The organism is Pseudogulbenkiania sp. NH8B (genome assembly GCF_000283535.1).
Taxonomy (GTDB): Bacteria; Pseudomonadota; Gammaproteobacteria; order Burkholderiales; family Chromobacteriaceae; genus Pseudogulbenkiania; species Pseudogulbenkiania ferrooxidans.
Window position 1 is genome coordinate 3,347,153 of sequence record NC_016002.1, and the last position, 22,477, is coordinate 3,369,629.

At 67.5% G+C, this 22,477-nt stretch carries 19 protein-coding genes, 4 tRNA genes and 1 riboswitch; of the genes, 7 read left to right on the forward strand and 16 right to left on the reverse strand.

Annotation, left to right across the window (positions count from 1 at the left end; translation table 11 throughout):
- Window positions 1–152: 152 nt before the first annotated feature.
- The 12 genes from NH8B_RS15400 to NH8B_RS15455 form a co-directional block, all read right to left on the reverse strand.
- Window positions 153–608 carry a hypothetical protein gene (locus NH8B_RS15400; RefSeq protein ID WP_008955059.1) on the reverse strand — a complete coding sequence of 152 codons (456 nt, stop codon included), beginning with the start codon at window positions 606–608 and terminating at the stop codon, window positions 153–155.
- 63 nt (window positions 609–671) lie between these two features.
- Complete coding sequence (gene cysK / locus NH8B_RS15405) at window positions 672–1,604, reverse strand: cysteine synthase A (protein ID WP_014088099.1); 933 nt, start codon at window positions 1,602–1,604, stop codon at window positions 672–674.
- 163 nt (window positions 1,605–1,767) lie between these two features.
- Window positions 1,768–2,310 carry an O-acetyl-ADP-ribose deacetylase gene (locus NH8B_RS15410; RefSeq protein WP_014088100.1) on the reverse strand — a complete coding sequence of 181 codons (543 nt, stop codon included), beginning with the start codon at window positions 2,308–2,310 and terminating at the stop codon, window positions 1,768–1,770.
- Window positions 2,307–3,437 (reverse strand): glycerate kinase, encoded by a 1,131-nt coding sequence (locus tag NH8B_RS15415; RefSeq protein ID WP_041703029.1) that lies wholly within the window; start codon window positions 3,435–3,437, stop codon window positions 2,307–2,309. Before NH8B_RS15415 ends, NH8B_RS15410 begins: the two co-directional genes overlap by 4 nt.
- Before the next feature lie 143 nt (window positions 3,438–3,580).
- Window positions 3,581–3,985 (reverse strand): ProQ/FINO family protein, encoded by a 405-nt coding sequence (locus NH8B_RS15420; RefSeq protein ID WP_014088102.1) that lies wholly within the window; start codon window positions 3,983–3,985, stop codon window positions 3,581–3,583.
- Window positions 3,986–4,283: 298 nt separating this feature from the next.
- A tRNA-Leu gene (locus tag NH8B_RS15425) sits at window positions 4,284–4,368 on the reverse strand.
- A gap of 246 nt (window positions 4,369–4,614) precedes the next feature.
- Window positions 4,615–4,688, reverse strand: a tRNA-Cys gene (locus tag NH8B_RS15430).
- A gap of 41 nt (window positions 4,689–4,729) precedes the next feature.
- Window positions 4,730–4,805 (reverse strand) — tRNA-Gly (locus NH8B_RS15435).
- A gap of 26 nt (window positions 4,806–4,831) precedes the next feature.
- Window positions 4,832–4,907: transfer RNA gene (locus NH8B_RS15440), tRNA-Gly, on the reverse strand.
- Window positions 4,908–4,985: 78 nt separating this feature from the next.
- The gene (gene pgsA, locus NH8B_RS15445; protein ID WP_008955054.1) at window positions 4,986–5,567 is read right to left on the reverse strand and encodes a CDP-diacylglycerol--glycerol-3-phosphate 3-phosphatidyltransferase; all 582 of its coding nucleotides are present in this window, start codon (window positions 5,565–5,567) and stop codon (window positions 4,986–4,988) included.
- Between the two features lie 19 nt (window positions 5,568–5,586).
- Window positions 5,587–7,392 carry an excinuclease ABC subunit UvrC gene (uvrC, locus tag NH8B_RS15450; RefSeq protein ID WP_014088103.1) on the reverse strand — a complete coding sequence of 602 codons (1,806 nt, stop codon included), beginning with the start codon at window positions 7,390–7,392 and terminating at the stop codon, window positions 5,587–5,589.
- 160 nt (window positions 7,393–7,552) lie between these two features.
- Window positions 7,553–7,966, reverse strand: coding sequence for a DUF4124 domain-containing protein (locus NH8B_RS15455; protein WP_014088104.1), 414 nt, complete (start codon window positions 7,964–7,966; stop codon window positions 7,553–7,555).
- Between the two features lie 144 nt (window positions 7,967–8,110).
- On the opposite strand from NH8B_RS15455, the gene guaB reads away from it, so the two are divergent.
- The 3 genes from guaB (at window position 8,111) to NH8B_RS15470 (ending at window position 12,075) form a co-directional block, all read left to right on the forward strand.
- Window positions 8,111–9,574 carry an IMP dehydrogenase gene (guaB, locus tag NH8B_RS15460; protein ID WP_008955051.1) on the forward strand — a complete coding sequence of 488 codons (1,464 nt, stop codon included), beginning with the start codon at window positions 8,111–8,113 and terminating at the stop codon, window positions 9,572–9,574.
- 133 nt (window positions 9,575–9,707) lie between these two features.
- Window positions 9,708–10,583, forward strand: coding sequence for an alpha/beta fold hydrolase (locus NH8B_RS15465; RefSeq protein WP_014088105.1), 876 nt, complete (start codon window positions 9,708–9,710; stop codon window positions 10,581–10,583).
- Window positions 10,584–10,863: 280 nt separating this feature from the next.
- The gene (locus NH8B_RS15470) at window positions 10,864–12,075 is read left to right on the forward strand and encodes a branched-chain amino acid ABC transporter substrate-binding protein (RefSeq protein WP_014088106.1); all 1,212 of its coding nucleotides are present in this window, start codon (window positions 10,864–10,866) and stop codon (window positions 12,073–12,075) included.
- 73 nt (window positions 12,076–12,148) lie between these two features.
- On the opposite strand, the gene NH8B_RS15475 is transcribed toward NH8B_RS15470, so the two are convergent.
- From NH8B_RS15475 to NH8B_RS15485, 3 genes are all read right to left on the reverse strand, one after another.
- Window positions 12,149–13,102 carry an ABC transporter ATP-binding protein gene (locus tag NH8B_RS15475; protein WP_014088107.1) on the reverse strand — a complete coding sequence of 318 codons (954 nt, stop codon included), beginning with the start codon at window positions 13,100–13,102 and terminating at the stop codon, window positions 12,149–12,151.
- A complete protein-coding gene (locus NH8B_RS15480) occupies window positions 13,095–14,639 on the reverse strand; it encodes an ABC transporter permease (RefSeq protein ID WP_014088108.1) in 1,545 nt (514 codons plus the stop codon). The genes NH8B_RS15475 and NH8B_RS15480 overlap by 8 nt, the downstream gene beginning before the upstream one ends.
- Window positions 14,640–14,865: 226 nt before the next feature.
- Window positions 14,866–15,876, reverse strand: coding sequence for a thiamine ABC transporter substrate-binding protein (locus tag NH8B_RS15485; protein ID WP_014088109.1), 1,011 nt, complete (start codon window positions 15,874–15,876; stop codon window positions 14,866–14,868).
- 108 nt (window positions 15,877–15,984) lie between these two features.
- Window positions 15,985–16,081: riboswitch (TPP riboswitch) on the reverse strand.
- Window positions 16,082–16,314: 233 nt separating this feature from the next.
- Here NH8B_RS15485 and NH8B_RS15490 point away from each other — a divergent pair.
- From NH8B_RS15490 to dsdC, 3 genes are all read left to right on the forward strand, one after another.
- Window positions 16,315–17,226 carry a hypothetical protein gene (locus NH8B_RS15490; RefSeq protein WP_014088110.1) on the forward strand — a complete coding sequence of 304 codons (912 nt, stop codon included), beginning with the start codon at window positions 16,315–16,317 and terminating at the stop codon, window positions 17,224–17,226.
- Window positions 17,227–17,350: 124 nt separating this feature from the next.
- Window positions 17,351–18,691 (forward strand): D-serine ammonia-lyase, encoded by a 1,341-nt coding sequence (dsdA, locus tag NH8B_RS15495; RefSeq protein ID WP_014088111.1) that lies wholly within the window; start codon window positions 17,351–17,353, stop codon window positions 18,689–18,691.
- Window positions 18,692–18,720: 29 nt separating this feature from the next.
- Complete coding sequence (gene dsdC, locus NH8B_RS15500; RefSeq protein ID WP_014088112.1) at window positions 18,721–19,677, forward strand: DNA-binding transcriptional regulator DsdC; 957 nt, start codon at window positions 18,721–18,723, stop codon at window positions 19,675–19,677.
- An 89-nt stretch (window positions 19,678–19,766) separates the two neighbouring features.
- Here dsdC and NH8B_RS15505 read toward each other — a convergent pair whose 3' ends face one another.
- Complete coding sequence (locus NH8B_RS15505) at window positions 19,767–21,011, reverse strand: nitronate monooxygenase (RefSeq protein ID WP_008955042.1); 1,245 nt, start codon at window positions 21,009–21,011, stop codon at window positions 19,767–19,769.
- 231 nt (window positions 21,012–21,242) lie between these two features.
- Between NH8B_RS15505 and NH8B_RS15510 the strand changes: the two genes are divergently transcribed.
- On the forward strand, window positions 21,243–22,454 hold the full coding sequence (locus NH8B_RS15510; RefSeq protein WP_014088113.1) for an MFS transporter: 1,212 nt from the start codon (window positions 21,243–21,245) through the stop codon (window positions 22,452–22,454).
- The last annotated feature ends 23 nt before the right edge of the window (window positions 22,455–22,477 follow it).

Genomic DNA, 22,477 nt, shown 5'->3' on the forward strand with positions numbered 1-22,477 from the left:
AAGGGATGGGAAGCAAGATGCAAGGAAGCGAGAACACGTCGACGGCGGCATGAGCACGCAAGCGCCACGGCGCGCAGCGTGGCGGTCCACTCCCGCGCCGAGCCGATCACCCCACGCTACCGGCCGGGTTCGCGGCAACGACGGACGCCGAATCAATAACCCAGCGGCGGCAAGCGATAGACCTTGAGCAGGAAGTTGGTGAAGGCCGGATCGGCTGGCTTCTGGCGCAGCTTGGGCCAGGCGCGCAGCCATTCGCGCAGTTTGACTTCCATCTTGTCCTGCGCCTCGGCCGGGTTCATGCGGCCGGCATCGCGCTCCACGGCAATGTATCGGTAGGCGGCGAAGGTATTGTCGTCAACCAGGTTGGGGCCGGCGACACGCAAGCGGTAGGCATTGAGCTGATCGGCGGCGGCGGTGCGGCTCAGGCGCCCGGCTTTGACTTCTTCGGCCAACCTGTTGGCCTCCTTCAGCAGCAGGTCCACCTTGGTGGGGGCGGCAACCGGCGGCCGACGGTGCGGCTGCGGGGCGCCGGACTCTGGCAGGGTCGGGAGCACGCCGCAGGCGCTCAGCACCACGGCGGCCGCAAGGGGAAGGACAAGCTTCTTCATCGTCACGTTTCATGTCTCTCAGGAGCGCGGGCGGCACCGGGCCGCCCGCACCGGCCGGGGAACTCAGGCCAGGTCTTCGAACAGCGCGGTGGACAGGTAGCGCTCGCCGAACGAGGGGATCACCACCACGATCAGCTTGCCGGCGTTTTCCGGCTGCCGCGCCAGTTGCAACGCCGCCCAGACCGCCGCACCGGAAGAGATGCCGACCAGCAGGCCTTCCTGGCTGGCCAGCGCACGGGCGGTGGTGAACGCGTCGTCGTTCTTGACGCGGACGACCTCGTCGTAGGCGGAGGTATTGAGGATGGACGGCACGAAACCGGCGCCAAGGCCCTGGATCAGATGCGGCCCCTTGGCGCCCCCGGACAGCACCGGCGAGCCCTCGGGCTCCACGGCGACGATCTTCACGCCCGGCTTGCGCGCCTTGAGCACCTCGCCGACACCGGTGATGGTGCCGCCGGTACCCACGCCGGCAACGAAGATGTCGACCTGACCGTCGGTATCATTCCAGACTTCCTCGGCGGTGGTGTTGCGATGGATTTCCGGGTTGGCCGGGTTCTCGAACTGCTGCGGCATGAAGTAGGTGTCTGGGTCGGATTCGACCAGCTCGCGCGCCTTGGCGATGGCGCCGCCCATGCCATCCGGCCCCGGAGTCAGGATCAGCTCAGCGCCGTACGCCTTGAGCAGCATGCGCCGCTCGCGGCTCATGGTTTCCGGCATGGTGATCAGCAGTTTGTAGCCGCGCGCGGCGCACACCATGGCCAGCCCGATGCCGGTGTTGCCCGAGGTCGGCTCGACGATGATGGTGTTCGGACCGATCTTGCCGGCCTTTTCGGCGGCGTCGATCATCGCCACGGCGATACGGTCCTTGACGCTGTGCGCCGGGTTGTAGAACTCCAGCTTGGCCGCCACGGTGGCGCCACAATCGGCGGTGAGGCGGTTGAGGCGGACCAGCGGAGTATTGCCGATCAGATCGGTAACAGTATTGGCGATGCGCATTGCTTATTCTCCCTTAACCCAAAAGTGGCCACACGTTATCACCTGTCATCATATAGTTGCTATCGACCGTGACCAAGACCGTTTGTTTATATCGTAGGAACGCGCAGCCCGCCGCAGCGCGCGACGGCGGCGAGAGAGTCAGACAAGACGATGGCCGGTCGGTTCACCCCGGGAGCGCCAAGGCGGCCAGCGCCTGCTCCCATTGCTGGCGGATCGCCTCGCCATAGGCGACGAAGCGCACCTCGGTGATGCTATGTTCGTGGCTCTGCAACCAGGTGGCGACCGTCTCGCAGGCGATGGCCAGGGCCGCAGGCACGGGGTAGCCGTAGACGCCGCAGCTGATCGCCGGGAACGCCACGCTGTGAAAGCCGTGTTCGGCGGCCAACTGCAGGCTGGCCCGGTAACACGAGGCGAGCAATTCGGCTTCGCCGGATGCACCGCCGTGCCAGACCGGCCCGACGGTATGGATGACGTGGCGCGCCGGCAGGCGGTAGCCCCGTGTCAGCCGCGCCTGGCCGGTCGGGCAGCCGCCCAGAGTGCGGCACTCGGCCAGCAGTTCCGGTCCGGCGGCGCGGTGGATGGCCCCGTCCACGCCGCCGCCGCCGAGCAGGCTGCTGTTGGCGGCGTTGACGATGGCATCGACGTCGAGCTGCGTGATGCCCCCCCGCCAGACTTCCAGCACGGTCGGCCCCATTTGCCGTTTCATGGCCCCTTCCTTCCCGCCAGCACCAGGCGCGCCAGCTGCTCCGCCGCCTGCTCCAGTAACGGTGCGGCCTGCTGTATCGCCGCCTCCAGCGTCAACGGGCGGCTGCACAATGAGAAGCATCCGTCGAAATGCGCAGCCAGCTGTCCTTCGGCATCCGGCAGCACCGCCCCGGACAGCAGGCTGACCGGCACCCCGGCCGCCCGCGCCAGTTCGGCCACCCTGGCCGGCGCCTTGCCGGCCAGGGTCTGGCCGTCACTGCAGCCCTCGCCGGTGAGCACCCAATCGGCGTGGGCGATGGCGTCGCTCAGGCTGGAGAGTTCCGCCAGCGCCGTGGCGCCGGAATGGCAGCGGCCGCCCAGCAGGTGCAGGGCGTAACCCAGTCCGCCCGCGGCGCCACTGCCCGGCAGCTCGGCACAAGGTTGGCCGAAGGCATGATCGGCGACGGCGGCAAAGCGGGCGATGGCGGCGTCAAGCCGCGCCACGGCTTCGGGCGCGACGCCCTTCTGCGGGCCAAACACCGCGGTTGCACCGCGCGGCCCCAGCAGCGGATTGTCGACGTCGGACCACAGCTCCAGCTTGGTCACCTCCAGCCGTGCGTCCAACCCGGACAAGTCGAGCGCGGCCACGCGTCCCAGCTGATCGGGGAGCGGCGCCAGGGTCTGCCCCTCGCGGTCCAGCAGGCGCCCCCCCAGCCCGACCAGGCAGCCGGCGCCGCCGTCGTTGGTGCTGGAACCGCCGAGGCCGACCGCGATATGGCGTGCCCCGGCGTCGAGGCAGGCGCGAATCAGTTCGCCAACACCGCGCGTGTCACGCTCATGCACGCTGGCGGCGCCGACGTCGGGCAGGCCGACCACACGCGCCACTTCGACCACCGCCACGCCGTGCGGCAGCAGCAGCCACTCCGCCTCGCATGGACGCCCCTCGGCGTCATGCACGCTGGCGCGGTGCCATTCGCCCCCGAGCGTGGCGTGGAGGGCGTCGAGCGTCCCCTCGCCGCCGTCCGCCATCGGGCACAAGCGGCAGTCGGCGGACGGTTCCGCGCGCCGGATGCCGCGCGCCATGGCTTCGGCCACCTCACGGGCGGCGAGCGAACCTTTGAAGGAATCAGGGGCGATGAGCCAGCGCATGCGCTTGTCCTCGGAAACGATCGTGAGAGGGAATCCTACCGCGGTTACGGCCTGCACCGGTTTCAGTTTAGACCCGGACATGAAAAAACCCTCCGGCCACCAGGGCACAAGGAGGGTTTTTTGCCGGCGCCGCAGCGTCTGGCTTATTCGGCCGACTGCTCCGTGGCGGCGGCAGTTTCGGCCGGAGCCGCGACGGCGGCCACCTTGGCGGCCATCTGGCCCTCGGCAGCCTGCTTTTCTTCCGCCGTCACTTCGCCGGCCGGCTTACAGGCCAGGTCGAAACGCTTGCCGCCGCGTGCCAGCGCCTTGACGTAGCGCGGCTTGCGGCAATGATTGGCGACCACGCGGGCGATCAGCACGGCGTCGAACTGCGGCAAGGCGGCGATCAGGCTTTCGTGGATGCCGATGGCCAGAGGACGGAACTGGCGGAACACTTCGAACTTGCTGTACACATGCTCGGCGATCATTTCGGTCTGCTTTTTCTTGCTCAGACTCTGCACAGCGTTCTTGAGAGCAGCACCCAGTGCCGTTTCGGTATTTGGCTTCATGAACTTCAATCTAGTCGGTTGATGGCCGGCGGAACATCCTCCACCCGACCGAGGCTTGCTGATGCACGCCTCATTTTCCAAACGCTACCGCCGGCTACAGGACCGGTAACGCCCACAGAAGGCGTATCTTATGCCAGAACTCCGGCAAAAGTGAAACCCCAGCTCGTCCGGCGCCCATCTTCGTGGGCAGGAAAACATCACGTTGCAGGCGCCCACGGCGAGACAGTCTCACCACGGCACCCCGGATACAAAAAAGCCGCAGCTGGCGCTACGGTCTCGTCTGTCACTCAGTTCAGTATGGTGCCCGGGACCGGGGTCGAACCGGTACACCTTGCGGCGAGGGATTTTAAGTCCCTTGTGTCTACCAATTTCACCACCCGGGCATGGAGGCGAGATTCTAGCCCAGAGCGCCCCCACAGGCAATCAGACTCAAGCCCGATCAGGCCCTGACGGGTGTTTGCGTCAGTCCGGGCCTCCCGGCCAAGGCCGGCGATCGCGTGCTTTCCGTCGCCCCTCACGGTTCGTGAGGCCCCATCCCGGAAGCCGGGCCACACGTTCCACGGCCGGCGCGCCATGAACACGTACAGGGTAAAAAAGAAAAAAGCCCTGAATTATCAGGGCTTTTTATCTGGAGGCGGGGGTCGGAATCGAACCGGCGTCCACGGCTTTGCAGGCCGCTGCATAACCACTCTGCCACCCCGCCATTGACTGGCGTATCGACCCGCTACTGCGAATCGATAAAACTGGAGCGGGAAACGAGGCTCGAACTCGCGACCTCAACCTTGGCAAGGTTGCGCTCTACCAACTGAGCTATTCCCGCATGGTGCGATTACATCTGACAGACGCTGGAGCGGGAAACGAGGCTCGAACTCGCGACCTCAACCTTGGCAAGGTTGCGCTCTACCAACTGAGCTATTCCCGCTTTGTCTTTCACTGTCTCGCTGCATTGCTGCGTCGAGAGACTGCGAATTATAAGGATTTATCGACCCCTGTCAACAGCTCAGAGATCGATTTTTTTACCGGCAAACTCGCGCGCCGCCATGCGCAGGTAGTAAACCATTGACCACAAAGTCAAAATCACCGCCAGCACCATGAACACGTTACCCAGCACCAGGGTACTCAATCCGGGCACGATCGGGCCGGCGTAGAGCAGAAGCAGAATCGCCACCATCTGCGCGGCGGTCTTGAGCTTGCCGATATAGGCCACCGCCACGCTCTTGCGCGTGCCCATCTCGGCCATCCACTCGCGCAGGGCGGAGATGGCGATCTCGCGTCCGATGATGATCATCGCCATCCAGCCGGGGGTGCGCGTCAGTTGCACCAGCAGGATCAGCGAGGCGGCGACGATGAGCTTGTCGGCCACCGGGTCGAGGAAGGCGCCGAAGGCCGAGGTCTGCCCCAGCTTGCGCGCCAAGTAGCCGTCGAGCCAGTCGGTCACCGCGGCCAGCGCGAAGATGACGGCGCCGGTGATGTTGCGCATGTCGGCCAACAGCAGCGAGTCGGGCAGAAAGAAGATGGCGACGAAGATCGGGATCAGGGCCACCCGGAGCCAGGTCAGGAATATCGGCAGGTTAAACGGCATCGTTCTGGTCTTGTTGTGTTCAGTGCAGGGCGTTGTAGATCTTTTCGGCCAGCGTCTGACTGATGCCTTCCACTTGGGCGAGGTCGTCGATGCTGGCCGCCATGACCCCGCGCAATCCGCCAAACCGGGTCAGCAGCCGTTGGCGACGCTTGGCTCCCACGCCGTTGATCTCTTCCAGCGAGGAGGCGGTGCGCGCCTTGCCACGCCGGGCGCGGTGGCCGGTGATGGCAAAGCGGTGCGCCTCGTCGCGCACGGTCTGGATCAGGTGCAGCGCGGGATGGTCGTGCGGCAATTGTAGCGTCTTTTCCCGGTACGGGAGGATCAGTGTTTCTAGCCCCGGCTTGCGCTCCTCGCCCTTGGCCACGCCGACGATGGGGAGGTTGAGGCCGATGTCGGCGAACACCTCCAGCGCCACGCCGACCTGGCCCTTGCCGCCGTCGATCAGCACCACGTCGGGCAGCTTGCCTTCGCCTTCGGCCAACTTGCTGTAGCGGCGCGTCAGCACCTCGCGCATGGCGCCGTAATCGTCGCCGGCCTTGGCGGTGGTGATGTTGTAGCGGCGGTATTCGGAGGGCTGCATGTCGCCGCGGTCGTACACCACGCAGGAGGCGACGGTGGCCTCGCCCAGGGTGTGGCTGATGTCGAAGCACTCCAGCCGCTCCACCCCTTCCAGTTCCAGCACCTCGTTGAGCCGGGCCAGGCGCTGGCTCTGCGTGGCGTGGCTGGCGAGTTTCTGCTGGATGGCGAGTTGGGCGTTCTTCTCGGCCATTTCCAGCCAGACGCGGCGCTCGCCGATGGGGTTGCCCACGATGGCCAGGCGGCGCTCGGCCTGCTGCTCGAGGTAGTCGCGCAGCGTGGGCGAGATCGCGCCGTTGACGATGATCACCGGCGGCAGCGGCGCCCCCAGATAATGTTGCGCCAGGAAGGCCTCGAGGTTGGCCGAAGCGTCGCTGCCCTCGCTGTTGAGCGGGAAGAAGCTCTTGTCGCCCAGATGGCGGCCGCCGCGCACCATCACCAGGTTGACGCACACCACGCCCTGCTGCTCGGCCACCGCCACCACGTCGGCGTCATGGCTGACGTTGCTCGACACGAACTGCTTCTCCTGCACTCGCGACAGCGCCTGGATCTGGTCGCGCAGCGCGGCGGCCTGCTCGAACTCCATCGCGGCGGAAGCGGCCAGCATGCGGTCGGTCAGGCTATCGATCAGCTCGTTCTGCTTGCCCTGCAGGAAGGCGACGGCGTTGGCCACGTCGGCGCGGTACGCGGCCTCGTCGATGTGTTCGACGCACGGTCCCGAGCAGCGCTTGATCTGGTACAGCAGGCAGGGGCGCGAACGGTTGGCGAACACCGCGTCTTCACAGGTGCGCAGGCGGAATACCTTCTGCAGGATCTGGATGCTCTCGCGCACCGCGTAGCTGTTGGGATACGGCCCGAAATACTGGTGCGGCTTCTTCGGGTCGCCGCGGAAATAAGCCAGCTGCGGGTAGGCGTGCGCCGACAGCATCAGGTAGGGATAGGACTTGTCGTCGCGGAACAGGATGTTGTAACGCGGCGCCAGCGCCTTGATCAGGTTGTTTTCCAGGATCAGCGCCTCGGCCTCGGAGCGCGTCACGGTGGTCTCGATGGCGGCGATCTGGCGCACCATGAGCTGGATGCGCGGGCTCAGGTCGTTTTTCTGGAAATAGGAACTGACGCGCTTCTTGAGGTCGATGGCCTTGCCCACGTAGAGCACCTTGCCGGCCGCGTCGAGCATGCGGTAGACACCGGGCAAGTTGGGCAGGTGGGTCAGGATGGCTTTGGGGTCGAACGTCGTGCTGCTAGTCACTGAAACTCTCGTCTTGGAGCGGGGGGAAGACATCGCCCCACGGGGATTTGCTGCGCTCACCGCCGCGCCGCCAGGCTGGTTGGAGAAGCGCGGCCGTACATAAAGCACGGCGAGCCCCCTGGACCGGGACGGCGGACGCCGCCGCTTTATTTACCCGCGCTCACTTGCACCAGGTCGCCACGTCCTGCTCGGACTGGCGGATCATGTCGTTGCGCTGGGCATCGCTGGCCAGCGCGTTGCTGCCCGGCAGGCGGATGCGGCCGTTGAGCTGCAGGCTGGACAGGTTGCTCTTGGCGCGCAGGCAGTTTTCGGCGCGGATCTTGCGGTTGAGCTCCTCGGACTGCCGGGCCAGGTCGGCCTTGTCGTTACCCTTGTCCACGGCCTTGGCGGCGGGCGTCGACGCTTCGGCCTTGGGCGGCGGCGTCACCCTGATGTTCAGCTGGTTGGCCTTTTGTCCCGGCGGCGGCTGATCGGAATACACGGTGCGCCCGGTGGCGTCCTTCCAGGTGTAGACCTCGGCCCAGGCCGGCAAGGACAGCAGGATAAAAGTGCACAGCCACCAGCGATGTTTCATGTCACCCTCCCCCTCTTAAAATACCGCGGCAATGCCGGCCATTGTACGGTCACGTCGACGGCCGCGGCAAAGCGCTGCACGCGGCTTTTGCCAAGCGCCCCCGTCTTTCGATATAATGTTTATTTGCCGCAAAGGAAACGCCAGATGCGTATCATCGAGAAAGCCTATACTTTCGACGACGTTCTCCTCGTCCCGGCCCACTCTTCGGTACTGCCGCGCGACGTTCAGCTTCACACCCAACTCTCCCGCAACATCCGCCTGAATCTGCCCATGCTGTCCGCAGCCATGGACACGGTAACGGAAGCCCGACTGGCCATCGCCATGGCCCAGGAAGGCGGCATCGGCATCATCCACAAGAACATGTCGATCGAGCGCCAGGCCCAGGAAGTATCCAAGGTGAAGCGCTACGAGAGCGGTGTCGTCAAAGACCCGATCACCATCGCCCCGGACATGCTGGTGTGCGACCTGATCAACCTGACCCGCCAGCACCGCATTTCCGGCCTGCCGGTGGTACAGGATGGCAAGGTGGTCGGCATCGTCACCAACCGCGACCTGCGCTTCGAGACCCGCCTGGAACAGCCGGTTTCCTCGATCATGACCCCGCGCGAACGCCTGGTGACGGTCAAGGAAGGCGCCAGCATCGACGAGGCGCGCGAGCTGATGCACAAGCACCGCCTGGAGCGCGTGCTGGTGATCAACGACGCGTGGGAGCTCAAGGGCCTGATCACCGTCAAGGACATCATCAAGACTAGCGAACACCCGTTCGCCTGCAAGGATAGCCAGGGTCGCCTGCGCGCCGGCGCCGCCGTCGGCGTCGGGGCCGGCACCGAAGAGCGCATCGCCGCGCTGGCCGCCGCCGGCGTCGACGTGGTGGTGGTGGATACCGCCCACGGCCACAGCCAGGGCGTGCTCGACCGTGTGCAGTGGACCAAGAAGAACTTCCCGCAGATCGACGTGATCGGCGGCAACATCGCTACCGCCGACGCCGCCCTGGCCCTGCTGGACATGGGCGCCGACGCGGTGAAGGTGGGCATCGGCCCGGGCTCGATCTGCACCACGCGTATCGTGGCCGGCGTCGGCGTGCCGCAGCTGACCGCGATCCACAACGTGTCGGAAGCGCTCAAGGGCACCGGCGTGCCGATGATCGCCGACGGCGGCATCCGCTTCTCCGGCGACATCGCCAAGGCCCTGGCGGCCGGCGCCAACTGCGTGATGCTGGGCGGCATGTTCGCCGGCACCGAAGAGGCACCGGGCGAGGTCGAGCTGTATCAGGGCCGTTCGTACAAGTCCTACCGTGGCATGGGCTCGCTGGGCGCCATGACCCAGGGCTCGAGCGACCGCTACTTCCAGGACAACGAGGCCAACGTCGACAAGTTCGTGCCGGAAGGCATCGAAGGCCGCGTGCCGTACAAGGGCCCGATCGCCCAGGTGATCCACCAGCTGACCGGCGGCCTGCGTTCCTCGATGGGCTACCTCGGTTGCCGCACCATCGAAGAGATGCACGCCAAGGCCGGCTTCGTGGAGATCACCTCCGCCGGCATGCGCGAGTCGCACGTGCACGACGTGCAGATCACCAAGGAAGCGCCGAACTACAACGTCGACCGCTAAGCAACTGACGTTTCTGTACGGCAAAAAACCCGCTTCTCCGGAAGCGGGTTTTTTCATGGCTTCGGCCAACCCTGTCGCCGGGGCGGGCGATGACGCTACACTACGCCCACGTCTGTGACCGATCGCCCGCGCCATGTCCCAACCTCTTCTCCCCTCCCGCTCCGAAACCGTGATCCTGCGCCAGCACCGTTACCACGTGCGCCACTGGGGAGCGGACGGCGCGCCACGCTTGTTCATGCTGCATGGCTGGATGGATTCGTCCGCCACCTTCCAGTTCCTGGTCGACGCGCTGGGCGACGGCTGGCACGTCATCGCGCCGGACTGGCGCGGCTTCGGCGACAGCGAATGGAACCGCGGCAGCTATTACTTTCCGGACTACCTGGCCGACCTCGATGCGCTGCTACAGCACTATTCGCCCGACGCCCCGGTGACGCTGATCGGCCACAGCATGGGGGCGATGATCGCCGGGCTCTACTCCGGGGTGCGCCCCGAGCGGCTGACGCGGCTGGTCTGCGTCGAGGGCTTCGGGCTGGCGGCGACGCGGCCGGAAGAGGCGCCCGGCCGCTACGCGCGCTGGCTGCGCGAACAACACACCACGCCGGGCTACCAGCCGCTCGGCACGCTGGACGACGTCGCGGCGCGCTTGGTCGAGCGCAATCCGCGCCTGGACAGCGCCCGCGCCCGCTTTCTGGCGGCGGCGCTGACCCACGAGATCGACGGCACGCTCCGCTACCGCGCCGACCCGCGCCACAAGATGGTCAACCCGGTGCTGTACCGGCTGGAAGAAGCCAAGGCCTGCTGGCGGCGCATCGCCTGCCCGGTGCTGTGGGTGATCGGCGGCGACATGTGGGACCACCCGATGGCCAAGGGCGTGTTCGCCACGCTGGACGAGCGGCGCGCCTGCTTTGCCCGGCTCAGCGAAATCACCGTCCCCGAGGCCGGGCACATGATCCAGTGGGAGCAGCCGGAGAGGTTGGCCGAAGCCCTGCGCCCGTTCCTGACGGTGTGAGTACGCCCCGGCGCCAAGCGTTCGGCATGGCGGCATGGCAGCCGCTACCCCGCCCGGCTAACGCCCCAAGCAGCACCGCCTCGATACCACACAGGCAGTGAATTTGTCTGCTTTTCGGCCAAAAATCATGGCTTTTATGCTGCACTGCAGCGTCGTTACGCGGTAGAATTTATCCCATAGACCGCTCGCGGCCAGGGCACACGCCGTGGACGGTCCGATAACAAGCAAGCCCGGCACAGTCCGGGCCTTATCGTTTCAAGATCGATCGTTTGGAGATCCCATGACCCTCATCAAGATGAGTTGCATCGCCGTGGCCGTCGCCGGCCTCGCCGCCTGCGGCCAGAAGGCCGAAACCAGCGCCGACGCCGCCAAGACCGCCCCCGCCGCCGACGAGCTGGTGGTGAAAATCGGCCACGCCGGCCCGATCACCGGCCCGGCCGCCAACTACGGCAAGGACAGCGAGAACGGCGCACAGGTTGCCGTGGACGAACTGAACGCCGAAGGCGTCTCGCTCGGCGGCAAGAAAGTGAAGTTCGAACTGGTGTCGGAAGACGACCAGGCCGACCCGAAAGCCGCCACCCAGGTCGCGCAGCGCCTGGTGGATGCGCAAGTGGCCGGCGTCATCGGCCACGTCACCTCTGGCGCCACCATCCCGGCGTCCAAGATCTACTCCGACGCCGGCATTCCGCAGATCTCGCCGTCGGCCACCTCGCCCAGCTACACCCAGCAGGGCTACAAGACCGCCTTCCGCGTGATCGCCGACGATGCCGCCCAGGGCCAGGCGCTGGGCGCCTTCGCCGTGAACGAGCTGAAGGCCAAGAAGATCGCCATCATCGACGACCGCACCGCCTACGGCCAGGGCCTGGCCGACGAGTTCGAGAAGGCCGCCAAGGCCGGCGGCGCCGAGATCGTCAAGCGCGAGTTCACCAACGACAAGTCCACCGACTTCGCCGCCATCCTGACCACCCTCAAGGCGCTGAAGCCGGAGGTGATCTTCTTCGGCGGCATGGAAGCCCAGTCCGGCCCGCTCACCAAGCAGATGAAGCGCCTTGGTCTGACCGCCAAGCTGCTCTCGGGCGACGGCACCCGCACCCCGGATTACCTGAAGCTTGCCGGCGCCGACGCCGAAGGCAACTACGCCTCCACCGCCGGCCAGCCGAACGACAAGATGCCGGGCTTCACCCGCTTCAGCGAGAAGTACAAGGCCAAGTTCAAGCAGGACGTGGCGGTGTTCTCGCCGTACAGCTACGACGCCGTGCGCACCCTGGTGGCGGCGATGCAGAAGGCCGACTCGGCCGAGCCAGCCAAGTACCTGCCGGCACTGTCCAAGGTGGAATTCGCCGGCGTCACCGGCCCGGTGAAGTTCGACGCCAAGGGCGACCGCCTCAACCCGACCGTGACCATTTACCAGGTCAAGAACGGCCAGTGGGAAGTAGCCAAGGTGCTGGGTGGCGGTACTGCGCCGGCGGGCAACGCCTCCGCCGCGCAGTAAGCGTCGACGCACGTCAGATCAGAACGGCATCCGGGAAACCGGGTGCCGTTTTGTTTGCCCGCCCCTCTTCTCCTCAGGCCCCGGCAAAGCGGATCAGCCGGCTGCGGTCGATGCCGAGCCCGATGTTCTGCCCGGCGCGCAGGCCCTCGGGAAACTGCGCCGCCTCGCGCGCCGACAGCGTCAGCGTGAAACGCGCCGCCTGCTGCGTCAGCTCGACGCGGATACCCTCGCTGAGGCTGTCCACCCGCTCCACGCGCGCCGGGGGATGGGCCGGCCCGAGCAGGAAAGCCTGCTCCGGCAGCACGCCGTCGTCCAGCACGTTGTGGTAGCCGATGAACGAGGCCACCCAGGCATTGCGCGGCGCCGCCAGCAGCTCCTGCGGCCGGCCGCACTGGACCACCTTGCCCTGCTGCAGCACCGCCACGCGGTCGGCCAGCGCGAACGCCTCGGCGCGGTCGTGCGTGACCAGGATCGCCGGGATGCGCGCGGCGGCCAGCCGGCGGCGGAACTCGGCCTGCAGGCTCTGGCGCAGGTGGGCGTCGAGGCTGGAGAACGGCTCGTCCAGCAGCAACAGGCGCGGCGACGTCACCAGCGCGCGCGCCAGCGCCACGCGCTGCTGTTCGCCGCCGGACAGCGTCCACACCCGGCGCGCCCCGTAGCCGGCGAGCCCGAGTTCGGCCAGCGCACGCTCGGCCTGGGCGTAGGCCTCGCGCCGGGGCAGGCGCCGCTCGATCAGGCCGAAGGCGACGTTGTCGCGCACGTCCAGATGCGGGAACAACGCGAAATCCTGGAACATCAGCGCCACCTGGCGCGCCTCCGGCGCCAGGGCAGTGAGATCGACCCCGCCGAGCCGGATCTGCCCGGCGTCGGGCCGCTCCAGCCCGGCGATCATCTTCAGCAGCGTGCTCTTGCCGCAGCCGGACGGTCCGAGCAGCGCCAGCGTTTCGCCGTCGGCGACGGTGAGCGACAGGTGGTCGGCCACCACACGTTGGCCGAAGGCCTTGCACAGGTTGACGAGCTCAAGCATGGTCGGAATCCTTGGCCGGGCGCCCGGGCCATTCGATGATGACGAAGGCGCTCACGGCAAACAGCATCAGCACGCTGGACAACACCAGCGCGGCGTCGAGGTTGGCGGCGCCGGGACGGCCCAGGCGCTGGTAGATCAGCGTGGTCAGCGTGGTCCATTCCGGGCGCGACAGGAACAGCGTGACGGCGAATTCGCCGAGCGTGGTGGCGGCGGCGAACGCCAGCCCGCGCCGGAACGCCGGCTGCAGCAGCGGCCACACCACGCGGGCGAAGGCGCGCGGCGCGCTGGCGCCCAACGTGCGCGCCGCCTGCGGCCATTGCGGCGGCACGCCGTCCAGCGCCGCCGCCACGCTCTTGGCGACGAAGGGATAGGCCAGCAGGGCATAGGCGCCGAGCAGCAGCGCCAGGCTGGCGCTCCACCCCGGGTACAGCAGCAACAGGCCGAACGCCACGCACACCGGCGACAGCACGAAGGGCAGGAAGGCGGCGGCGCGCAGCCACAGCCAGCGTTGCGCCGCCAGCGCGTGCGCCAGCCCCAGTACTGCGGCCAGCGTCAGCGCCAGCGCCGAGAAGCGCAGGGTGTTGGCCAGCGCCGCCAGCGTGTCGCCCTCGCCCAGCACCGCCCACGCCTCGACCCCGGCCGACAGCGCACGCCCGGCCACCGCCAACAGCGGCGCCGCGGCGAACAGCGCCAGCAAGGCCAGCGCCCCCGCCAGCAGCGCCCGTTCCGCCAGGGTTACCGCCGGACGCGGCGGCAGCGGCTCGACCTTGCCCGGCGTGGCCAGACGCCGCTCCAGCCAGGCGTAGCCGAACGCCACCCCGCCGCTCAGGCACAGCAGCAGCAGCGCCAGCGCGCCGGCGTCGGCCAGGTTCAGCTCATACGCCACCAGCGAGTAGATCTCCACCTCCACCGTGGCGTAGCGCTGCCCGCCCAAGAGCAGCGCCAGCCCGAAACCGGAGAAGCAATACAGAAACACCAGGCACAACGCCGACGCCAGCCACGGCCGCGCCACCGGCCACTCCACGCGCCAGAAGGCGCGCCAGGCGGAGCAGCCGAGCGTGCGCGCCGCCGCCAGGCGCGAGGCCGGTACCGTGGCCAGCGCCTCGCTGGCGGCGCGGATCACCAGCGGCAGGTTGTAGAACAGGTTGCCGTACAGCAGCAGCCACGGCGTGTCCTGCAGGTTGAGGCCGGTGACGCCATGCGGGCCGAACAGCGCCAGCACGCCGAGCGCAGCCACCAGCGTCGGCATCACGAACGGCAGCAGCAACAGGCGCAGGATCAGCGCCCGCCCGGGAAAGGCGAAACGCGCCAGCACCCAGGCCAGCGGCAGGCCGATGGCGAGCGCCAGCACACAGGTGACGACGGCCTGCGTCAGCGACCAGAGCAGACGCCAGCGCAGGTAGTCGTCCTGGAAAAGGTTGGCCGAAAAGCCGCTGCCGCCCTCGTACAGCAACCGCGCCAACGGCGCCAGCGCCATCAGGGTGAGAAACGCCAGCGGCAGCAAGGCCAGGGCCTGGCGGGAAAACACGGCACGCATCACGGCCCTCGACAAAGACCAACGGCAGACAGGCTGCCGTGTTGGAAACACCTAACGTAAGGCCCGGGAGCTTGTGAAGAAATCGTCCCACAGGGATTCCCTGCGGTCATCGCCACAGCCCCAGGCCGGTTCACCCCGAGGAAAATCGAATGACTCAGCCGTACAAGTGGTACGGCGAGCATCACAGGGCGGGGATGGGGGAGCGCGGCAGAGTTATTCCAAGCGCTCAATAGCCGGACTTCAACACCACGCGGGTCCAGCGGCTCACCCAGCCGGCGCTCTTGGCGGCGATGGCCCGGCTGTCCGGGGTATCGTGCGCCGTCGGCTGTTGCGCCAGCGCGAACACCGGGTTCAGCTTGACGCCGGGCAGCACCGGGTACATCCACATCTGCGTCGGCAGGTCGGTCTGCACCGCGCCGGAGCGCAGGAAGTCGACGAACTGCTGGGCCGCCTTCTTCTGCCCGCCGCCCTTGACCAGCGCCACGCCCTCCACCTGCTGGAACACACCGCCCTTGAGCAGCAGGTTGCCGGTCGGCGCTTCGGCCAACTTCTCCTTGCTGTAGAACACCTCGGCTGCCGGGCTGGTGGCGTAGCTCACCACGATCGGGCGGCTGCCGCCGTTCTTGCTGAAATCGGTGTAATAGGCCTCGCTCCAGCCCTTGGCCACCTTGACGCCGTTGTCGCGCAGCTTGCCCCACCAGGCGAAGGCCGGCTCCTCGCCCAGGCCCTTGACGGTGGCGAGCAGGAAGGCCAGCCCCGGACTCGACGTCGCCGGGTTCTCCACCACCACCAGGTTCTTGTAGGCCGGGCGCGTCAGCTCGTCGAGCGAGGTGGGCAGCGCCAGCTTCTGCCTGACGAACCAGGCCTTGTCGTAATTGAGCGTGACGTAGCCATAGTCGACGCTCACCATCCCCGGCAGCGTCTGCTTCACGGCGGCGCCGGCCGGGCTCGCGGTCGGCTCCAGCACACCGGCCTGCTGCGCCTTGCCGAGCAGCGTGTTGTCGATGCCGTAGACCACGTCGGCGATGGGATTGGCGCGGGTCAGGATCAGCTTGTTGACCATCTCGCCGGCGTCGCCGGCCTTGATCACCACCACCTTGATGCCGGATTGCTGCTCGAAACCCGCCAGCAGCTCCTTGGACAGCGCAAACGAGCTGTGCGTCAGCACGCGCAGTTCGGCCGCCTGGGCACCCAGCGCGCTGGTACACAACGCCAGCCACAGCACTTTCTTGAACATCGGGACACTCTCCTTGCCGATCGCGGGGCCTCCGCCTCCGTCTTGCCGGGGCAAAACGAAGCAAACACGGCCCCGGCCTCGGGCCGCCGCCACGGCCGGCGCCGATGCCTGACGGCACCGTCACGCTCCCTCCGCTGGCACGACCCCGATCAGGTTGCGGGGTCTCTCTCAGCCACGACGAATCGCGGCACCCCCGGTGACGAAAAACGGCAGTATAGCGCCAAGCCGTGTGGCACGGCAGGCCGGGAAGACAGGTGGACTATGGGCAAAAAAATGGCCTGAAGGACGAATCCTCCAGGCGAGGCTTACACACGTAAAAGAGGCTAACGAAACGAGAGACCGACTCGCGCGGCCCCGAAACAACGAAGCCGCAGGAGAACTCTTTGCAAACGCCATGCCAGCTCTGGAGCCGGCTTGTGCCGTCGCCGGATTTGCGCAATGCACCACAAGAAGGCCGTGGCGCACCACAACATCACGGGGGTGCGCCACCCGGGCGCCGGTGGCCTGCGTTATGATTGCGCCATGGATAGCCTGCCCAACACCAAGAAGCCCGCCATCGCGGCGGCCGAGAAGCCGGCGCTGCCGGCGCCCGAGAGCGAAGCCTACCTCGCCAGCCAGGCCATGCCGCTGGGCGAAACCGTGCTGATGCTGTCGCGCGATGGCGTGGCGATCTACGGCATACTGCACCGCAGCCGCGCCATGACCGGCCAGTCCGACTACTTCCGGCTGCAGTTCCGCGGCTACGCCGCCGCGGCCGGCACCCAGTGGCAGCCGTTCGCCGGCGACGACGCGCAATTCCACACCGTCTACAACAGCGCCTGGGTGCGGGCCGACCACCCCAGCCGCACCGCCACCTTCGGCCCCAAGGGCGGCGTCATGGCGAGCGAGACCTTCCGTCACGCCGGGCTCGACACCTTCCTGCTGGCCCAGGTCATCGGCTGGATCAAGGGCATCTATCCCGATTACGCCGTCAGCCCCGGGCTGGTCACCCTGCCCGCCACCTGCAGCGAGGACGAGCGCCTGCAGCGCAACGCCTTCTTCGCGCGCCAGGGTTTCGAGTTCGAATGGCAGGACAGCAACCAGAAGAACGCCCTGTTCTTCAAGGACAAGGTCAACAAGCTGCTCGGGGTATGGGACAAGGAACACATCACCGAATACAGCGGCGAAGCCATGTTGCAAAACATGGCGCAGCAGGAAGAGACGCGCGCCCACCTGGAACAGCGCGTGAGCGCCCTGGAGTCGCGCCAGACGACGCTGCAGCAGGCGCTGCAGAAGGAGCGCAGCACCGCCCAGATCATGACCGGCGTCGTCATCCTGATCCTGATCATCGGCATGTGGGCGGTGCTGTAAGCGGGGAGCGCCCGCGCCATGGCTGAACCTGTTTCATCCATGCCATGAGCAGCCATCGTTTGTCCGTCGGCGTCCGCTCTGGCCTAATACGGCCATTCGCCCTCCGGGCGCCAAGGAGCACGCCATGATTCACGGCAAAACCCTGCAGCAGTGGTACCGCGACTATCCCCTGCTGCAAAAACTGGTCGCGCTGGAGGAATGCAGCTGGTTCAACCCGGCCATTACGCCATTTGAAGAAGCCCTGCCCCACGTCGGCCTGACGGAACACGACGTGGCCGAGGCCAGCGCCCGGCTGCAACGCTTCGCCGCCTACTTCCGCGCTGCCTTCCCGGAAACCCGCGACGCCGGCGGCATCCTGGAATCCCCGCTGCAGGCCATCCCCGCCATGCAGCAGGCGTTGTGCCAACGCTACGGCATCGACCCCGTCGGCACCCTGCTGATCAAGCTCGACAGCCACCTGCCGATCTCCGGCTCGATCAAGGCGCGCGGCGGCATCCACGAGGTGCTCAAGTACGCCGAGGACCTGGCCGTCGGCGCCGGCCTGCTGCACCTTGACGACGACTACGCCCGGCTCGACAGCGACGCCTTCCGCGCCTTCTTCGGCCAGTACGCCATCGCCGTCGGCTCGACCGGCAACCTCGGGCTGTCGATCGGCCTGATCGGCGCCCGGCTCGGCTTTCGCACCACGGTGCACATGTCGGCCGACGCGCGCGAATGGAAGAAACGCCGCCTGCGCGAGCACGGCGTCACGGTGGTGGAATACCCCTCCGACTACAGCGCGGCGGTGGCCGAGGGGCGGCGCCAGGCGGCGGCCGACCCGCGCTGCCATTTCGTCGACGACGAAAACTCGCCGCAGCTGTTCCTCGGCTACGCGGTCGCCGCCGAGCGGCTGAAGCGTCAGTTCGACCAGGCCGGCATCGTCGTCGACGCCGAGCACCCGCTGTTCGTCTACCTGCCCTGCGGCGTCGGCGGCGGCCCGGGCGGCGTGGCGTTCGGCCTGAAGCTGGCGTTCCAGGACCACGTGCACTGCATCTTCGCCGAGCCGACCCACGCGCCGTGCATGCTGCTGGGCGTGCTCACCGGGCGGCACGACGAGGTCGCGGTGCAGGACTTCGGCATCGACAACGTCACCGCCGCCGACGGCCTGGCGGTGGGGCGTCCCTCCGGCTTCGTCGGGCGGGCGATGGAACGGATGATCGACGGCTACTACACCGTCAGCGACGACGAGCTCTACCGCCTGCTCGCGCTGCTGCAACAGCAGGAAGGCATCGCGCTGGAGCCCTCGGCGCTGGCCGGCATGCCGGGCATGGCGCGCGTACTGACGGAAAACCAGGGCTACCGCGAGCGCATGGGGCTCACCCCGCAGCGTATGGCGGCGGCGCACCACCTGGTGTGGGCCACCGGCGGCAGCATGGTGCCGGCGGAGGAAATGGCCGGCTACCTGCAGCGCGGCCGGGAAGCCTGACCCCGCCCTCCAGCGCGGACGACACGCCCTTGACCCGCCCCGGACACCCCACCCGCCTCGACAGCGGCCAGCTCGCGGCGCTGCACACCTTCGAGTGCGCCGCGCGCCACCTGAGCTTCACCCTGGCGGCCACCGAGCTGTGCCTGACGCCCAGCGCCGTCAGCCACCGCATCCTCAAGCTGGAACAGCAGCTCGGCTTTCGCCTGTTCCAGCGCCGGCCGCGGCAACTGCAGCTGAGCGACGAGGGGCGGCGCCTGTTCGCGCTGCTCAATGACTCGCTGCAGCGCGTCGGCCAGGAGATCGACGACATCCGCCGCCACGAGCTGACCGGCACGCTGACGCTGTTTGCCCGCCCGTCGCTGGCGCAGTGCTGGCTGGTGCCACGGCTGGCCGACTTCGGCCAACGTTACCCCGCCATCCGGCTCGACCTGCGCACCGGCAACGAGGAGGTGGATTTCCGCACCCAGCCGGTCGACCTGGCACTGTACTACGGCGCCCTGCCAGCGGCCGGACAACGCGTGCTGCCGTTGATGGACGAAACCCTGACGCCGGTCTGCTCGCCCGACTACGCCCGCCGCAGGCAGCTGTTCGAGCGGCCGGAGCAGCTGGCGCACTGCACCCTGCTGCACGACGCCCGCGCCTGGCCGCAGGCCGGCCACGACGCCGAATGGCAGGCCTGGGCGGCGCAGCATGGCATCATCGGCCTCGACGACGCACCGGCGATGATCTTCGACCGCTCCGACCTGGCCGTGACGGCGGCGCAGCATCACGCCGGCGTGGCCATGGGGCGGCGGCGCCTGGTCGAGCAGGCGCTGCGCCAAGGCAGCCTGGTCGCGCCCTTCCCCGCGCTCTCCAGCCACGCCGCGCAGCATTACTATCTGGTTTTGCCCGAGCGCTCGCCGCCGTCGCCACGCCTCGGGGTGCTCATCCAGTGGCTGATGGCGCAGGCCGGCCATGACCAGTCCTGGGAGCCCGCCGACGAATAGAGGTCCGCCCAAGCGGCAGAAAAGCAGAAACCCCGAGGATCGCTCCTCGGGGTTTCGTCTGCTGGCGCCAGCGGCGCCCGCCGCCCGGCTTACTCCGGCAGGGCCACGGTGTTGTCGGTGCTGAACTGGTAGTCGCGGAACACGTGCTCGGCGCTGAGGATCTGGTAGGTTCCGTCCTCGTTGCGGCGCGTGGTGTCCTTGAGGCGGTAGGTGTAGTGGCCGCAGGTCCAGCAATCGAAGTTGCGCATGTGGGTGCACAGGCAGGTCTTGTCCCACACCTTGACGCGGCGCGCATCCGGGTGCGCCGCCACCTCGCGGTTGTAGGCGTCGATGTAGGCGCAGCTGCCCTTGGCGTCGAGCAGGTAGCCGTAGGCCTCGCAGTTCGGGCGGATGCCGTCGCCGATGGCCGGGCAGTGCTTGATCATGCGCATCGGGTAGCCGGTCGGGGAAATCTGGTTGACCTCGATGTCGTCCTCGTTGGCCTTGAAGTACTCCTGCTGCACTTTCTCCGGCAGACCGCACTCGTGGGTCACGGTGAAGCGCGTCGCCACCTGCACCGCCGCGGCGCCCATTTCCAGGAAGCCCACGGCGTCGGAGCCGGTGAAGATGCCGCCGGCCGGAATCAGCGGGATATCCAGCTGCTCGGCTTTCAGCCAGTCGCGGATTTCAGCGACGATGGTCGCCAGGTCGTACTCGGCCCAGTCCATGCCGAAGCCCAGGTGGCCGCCGGCCAGCGGGCCTTCCACCACCACGTAGTCGGGCAGGCGGTTGAGGCGGGCGTTCTTCTTCAGGAACAGCTGCAAGGCGCGCAGCGACGACACGATGATGCCGAGCTTGGCGTCGCGGAAGCGCGGGTGATCCTCGATCAGCGCGAACGAGCCCAGGTGCAGGCCGGCCGCCAGCGTGATGCCGTCGATACCGGCATCCAGCGCCGCCCGCATGCGCACGCGCAAGGTGTCCTTGGGCGCGTTCATCGTCAGCTTTTCCATGCAGTTGATGAAGATCAGGCCCTCGCCGCGCTTGGCGTCCATGGTGCTGCCGACGTGCATCTTGGTGGCTTCGGCCAACAGGCCGAGGTCGAACTGCACCACCGACTTGTCGGTGTTGGCGACGTTGAACTTGTACTGCTGCAACTTGTTCTTAACGTACTTGGTATTGAAGCGGCGATCGGCAACCGTCGGCACCATGGCGTCCGAGATATGGCCGATGCCGCCGAGGCGGGCCGCCTCGAGGGACAGAGCAGAGGTCGAGATATCCACCCCCATGCCACCGACCATGATGGGCACCAGTTCATGCTTGCCCAATCTCAGGCGAAAGTCATCCACGCGCTTCATTAGTTGCCTCTCCGTATTTCGTAACCCCACATTATCACCCAGGCGGGGCCCGAAAGCCAAAAAAGCCGCTACATCAAGCGTTCGAATCACCCAAAATGGCTAGAGACGAGGGGAAAAACGGCAGCGCCGCCCGCTCGGGCCAGGACCCGCGCCAGGGCGCCATACGCGGCGGCAACACATGATGTTGGACGGTATAATACCAAGATCAATTGTCACCCACGTTGCTATTTCATGTCTTCACTGGATCCACACCACCGCCGGGCGATCACCCTGCTCTCCTGCGCCGCCTTTGCCAGCTCCGCCTCGGCGCGTCTTTGCGACCCGATGCTGCCGAACCTGGCCAAGGCCTTCCTTGCCACGCCGGCCGATGCCGCCCAGGTGGTGTCGTCGTTCTCCGTGGCCTACGGCCTGATGCAGTTGTTCTTCGGCCCGCTGGGCGACCGCTTCGGCAAGTACCGGATGATCGCCTGGACCACGCTGGCCAGCCTCGTCGGCAGCCTGGGCGCGGCGCTGTCCTACTCGCTGGGCTGGCTGGTGCTGGCGCGCCTGCTCACCGGCGTCACCGCCGCCGGCATCATCCCGCTCTCCATGGCCTGGATCGGCGACACCGTGCCCTACGAACAGCGCCAGGCCACGCTGGCGCGCTTTCTCGGCGGCCAGATCATGGGGGTGATCGGCGGCCAGTTCATCGGCGGCCTGTTCACCGACACCCTGGGCTGGCGCTGGGCCTTCGCCGCGCTGGCGCTGGTCTACCTCTTGGTGGGGTGGCGCGTGCTGGCCGAGTCGCGCGCCAACCCGCTGGCGCGCCCCACCCCGGCGCCGGCCGGGCACACGCTCGGCGTCCTCGCCCAGGGCCGCACCGTGATCGGCGTCGGCTGGGCGCGCGTCATCCTGCTCACGGTGTTTCTGGAAGGGATCGTGGTGTTCGGCGCGCTGGCCTTCGTGCCGTCCTACCTGCATCAGCGCTTCGGCCTGTCACTCACCATGGCGGGCGCCCTGATGGCGTTCTTCGGGGTCGGCGGCCTGTCCTACATCCTGTTCGCCCGGCATTTCGTGCGCCGCTTCGGCGAAGTGGGGCTGGCCGCCGGCGGCGGCGTGCTGATCGGCGGCGCCTGGCTGCTGCTGGCGCTGGGCGATGCCTGGGCCTGGGCCATTCCGGCCAGCTACCTGGTGGGGCTGGGCTACTACATGATGCACAACACGCTGCAGACCAACGCCACTCAGATGGCGCCGCAGGTGCGCGGCACCGCGGTGTCGCTGTTCGCCTCGGCCTTCTTCCTCGGCCAGTCGCTGGGGGTGGTGCTGGCCGCGGCCCTGCTGGCGCACTCCGGCGCCACCATGGTGTTCATCGCCGCCGCCGCCATCACGCCTGTGCTGGGCACCGTCTTCGCCCGGCGCATCCGGCAGCAGCATCGCCGGCTGCAGACGGCTCAGGCCTCGTAACGCCGGCGGCCGGCCGGCACGTC